The organism is Actinoplanes sp. NPDC051633, assembly GCF_040681735.1.
Taxonomy (GTDB): domain Bacteria; phylum Actinomycetota; class Actinomycetes; order Mycobacteriales; family Micromonosporaceae; genus Actinoplanes.
Window position 1 is genome coordinate 1 of the sequence record NZ_JBFAZH010001026.1, and the last position, 2,788, is coordinate 2,788.

At 70.1% G+C, this 2,788-nt stretch carries 4 protein-coding genes; 1 reads left to right on the forward strand and 3 read right to left on the reverse strand.

Annotation, left to right across the window (positions count from 1 at the left end; translation table 11 throughout):
- The 3 genes from efp to aroB all read right to left on the reverse strand — a co-directional run.
- On the reverse strand, positions 1-467 hold a 467-nt coding region (gene efp, locus AB0M20_RS36290; protein WP_364305164.1), incomplete at its 3' end, for an elongation factor P.
- A 39-nt stretch (positions 468-506) separates the two neighbouring features.
- Positions 507-938 (reverse strand): type II 3-dehydroquinate dehydratase, encoded by a 432-nt coding sequence (aroQ, locus tag AB0M20_RS36295; protein ID WP_364305166.1) that lies wholly within the window; start codon positions 936-938, stop codon positions 507-509.
- Positions 935-1,993 (reverse strand): 3-dehydroquinate synthase, encoded by a 1,059-nt coding sequence (aroB, locus tag AB0M20_RS36300; RefSeq protein ID WP_364305168.1) that lies wholly within the window; start codon positions 1,991-1,993, stop codon positions 935-937. Before aroB ends, aroQ begins: the two co-directional genes overlap by 4 nt.
- Before the next feature lie 44 nt (positions 1,994-2,037).
- On the opposite strand from aroB, the gene AB0M20_RS36305 reads away from it, so the two are divergent.
- Positions 2,038-2,718, forward strand: coding sequence for a Clp protease N-terminal domain-containing protein (locus AB0M20_RS36305; RefSeq protein ID WP_364305170.1), 681 nt, complete (start codon positions 2,038-2,040; stop codon positions 2,716-2,718).
- The last annotated feature ends 70 nt before the right edge of the window (positions 2,719-2,788 follow it).

The window sequence follows — 2,788 nt, forward strand, 5'->3', positions numbered from 1 at the left end:
GTCTCGACCGTCGCCGGCTTGGTGCCGCCGGTCGACCGGTCACCCTGCAGGCCCGGCTCGGTGTAGGTGACCTCGAGGAACACGCTGGTCGGCAGCTCGATGTAGAGCGGGACGCCCTCGTGCTGCGCGATCGTCGCCTCGGCCTCGGGCAGCAGGTAGTTCGCCGCCTCGCCGACCGTCCCGGCGCTCACCGGGATCTGGTCATAGGTGTCGAGGTCCATGAAGACGAAGTCTTCGCCGTCCTTGTAGAGGTATTGCATCGTGCGCTTGTCCACGGTCGCGGTCTCGACCTTGGTGCCAGCGTTGAAGGTCTTGTCCACGACCTTGCCGGACAGCACGCTTTTCAGCGTGGTGCGCACGAACGCGGGGCCCTTGCCCGGCTTGACGTGCTGGAACTCGACGACGGACCACAACTCGCCGTCGAGGTTGAGCACGAGTCCGTTCTTCAGGTCGTTGGTGGAAGCCATGTCCTGCCTGTTCTTGGTTTGCCGGGTGACCTTACGAGTCTACCCGGCCTGTTTCAGGTGCTGCAGGGCCAGGCGGTAGCCGTCGACGCCCAGCCCCGCGACCACGCCGGTCGCCACCGCGGACACGACCGAATGGTGCCGGAACTGCTCGCGTGCGTGGATGTTGCTGATGTGCACCTCGACGAGCCGGTTGCGCAGCATCGCGCAGGCGTCGCGGATCGCGTAGTTGTAGTGCGACCACGCGCCGGGGTTGAGCACGACCGGCGCCTCCTCGTCGGCCGCGGTGTGCAGCCAGGCCAGCATCTCGTGCTCGGCGTCGGTCTGCCGGACGACCACGTCGAGGCCGAGCGAGGCGCCCGCCTCCTCGCACAACTTCACCAGATCGGCGTAGGACGTGACGCCGTAGACGTCGACCTGGCGGGTGCCCAAGCGCCCGAGATTCGGACCATTGAGGACATAAACGCGCGTCACGCTGCCACCTCCGCGTACGCCTGCTCGAGCAACGACGTGGGCGGGCCGGCCAGGATGCCTGGTTTGCCGACATCGTCGAGCACCACGAACCGCAGCGTCGCACCGCGCGTCTTCTTGTCGACCTGCATCGCCGCGAGCAGCTCGGGGAAGGCGCCGGCGTCGTAGGAGACCGGCAGGCCGAGCCGCTGGAGCACGACGCGGTGCCGGTCGGCGACCTCCGGCGAGAGCCGGCCGGCGTGCCGGGCGAGGGCGGCCGCGAAGACCAGGCCCACGGAGACCGCGTGACCGTGCTTCCACGCGTACCCCTCACGCTTCTCGATGGCGTGGCCCAGCGTGTGGCCGTAGTTGAGAATCTCGCGCAACCCCGCCTCGCGCAGGTCCTGGCCGACGACGTCGGCCTTCACCCGGATCGCGCGCTCGATCAGCTCCGGCAGGTTCTCGCGGTGGGCGGACAGCAGGTCGAGGATCACCGGGTCGGCGATGAAGCCACACTTGACGATCTCGGCGAGACCAGCGGTGAGGTCGTCCGGCGGCAGAGTGTCCAACATGTCCAGATCGCACAGCACGCCGGCCGGCGGGTGGAACGCCCCGACCAGGTTCTTGCCCGCCCCGATGTTGACGCCGGTCTTGCCGCCCACCGCCGCGTCCACCATGCCCAGCAGCGACGTGGAGACCGGCACCCACGGCACGCCGCGCAGCCACGAGGCGGCGACGAAACCGGCCAGGTCGGTCACCGCTCCCCCGCCCACGCCGACCACCGCGTCGCTGCGCGTGAAGCCGGCCGCGCCCAGCTCGTCCCAGCAACGCGCGGCCACCGCGACGGTCTTGCCCGCCTCGGCGTCCGGCACCTCGATCAGCAGCGGCTCGGGCAGCTCGCGGGCGACGGCGACGGCCTGGTCCAGCAGCGGCGGCGCGAAGAGCACGGCGGTGCGCGCGGCCGGGCCGATCAGCTCGGGCAGGTGCTTGGCGAGGTCGCGGCCGACGAGTACGTCGTAGGGCCGGTCGCCACGCACGGAGATGCGGGTGGTCACAGCAGGCAGGCTAGTCGGCCGCATATGGGGTTATAGTTTTCTAACCCCATACGGGTTATGAATAACGCATGCCGAAAATCAACGTGTACCTGCCTGACGACCTCGCCGACGCGGTCCGGGACACCGGGATCCCGGTGTCGGCCATCTGCCAGCGGGCCCTGGAGCAGGCGGTCCGGCGGGTGACGGCGATCCGCCAGGCGGTCGTCACCGACCTCAGCGACGCCGATCTCGCGGCTCGGCTGCCGTCCTTCACCCCCCGCGCGATCCAGGTGCTGTCGCTGGCCCGTAACGCGGGCGGCAGCCTCATCGGCACGAACCATCTTCTCGGCGGCATCCTTTCCGAGGGCTCGAACCTGGCCATCCAGGTGCTGCGCTCGATGGAGATCGATCCCGGCCAGCTGACCGTCACGGCGGCCGACGAGCCCGGCGACACCGGCTTCAGCACCTCCGCGATCAACGCGCTCGAGCTGACCGTGGCCGAGGCGACCGCGCTCGGTCACAACTACGTCGGCTGCGAACACCTACTGATCGGGCTGGCCGCCGAGCCGGACGGCGCGGCCGGCCGGGTGCTGCGCGAGGCGGGCGCGGAGGCGAAGGCGGTGCGCCGGGCGGTGTCCGCCGCCCTCGCCGGATACAGCCACCTGCGCGCCCAGACGACTCCGCAGCCGAGCGCGATCGCCGAGTTGCTGCGCACGGAGCTGGCCCCGCTGATCGGCCGGATCGAGGCGCTGGAGAAACGGGCGTCATGACACCGTTCGTCATCACGCCGGCGGAGGCGCTGGTGCTGGTGCTGGTGTTCCTGGCGCTGGCCGGCTGACC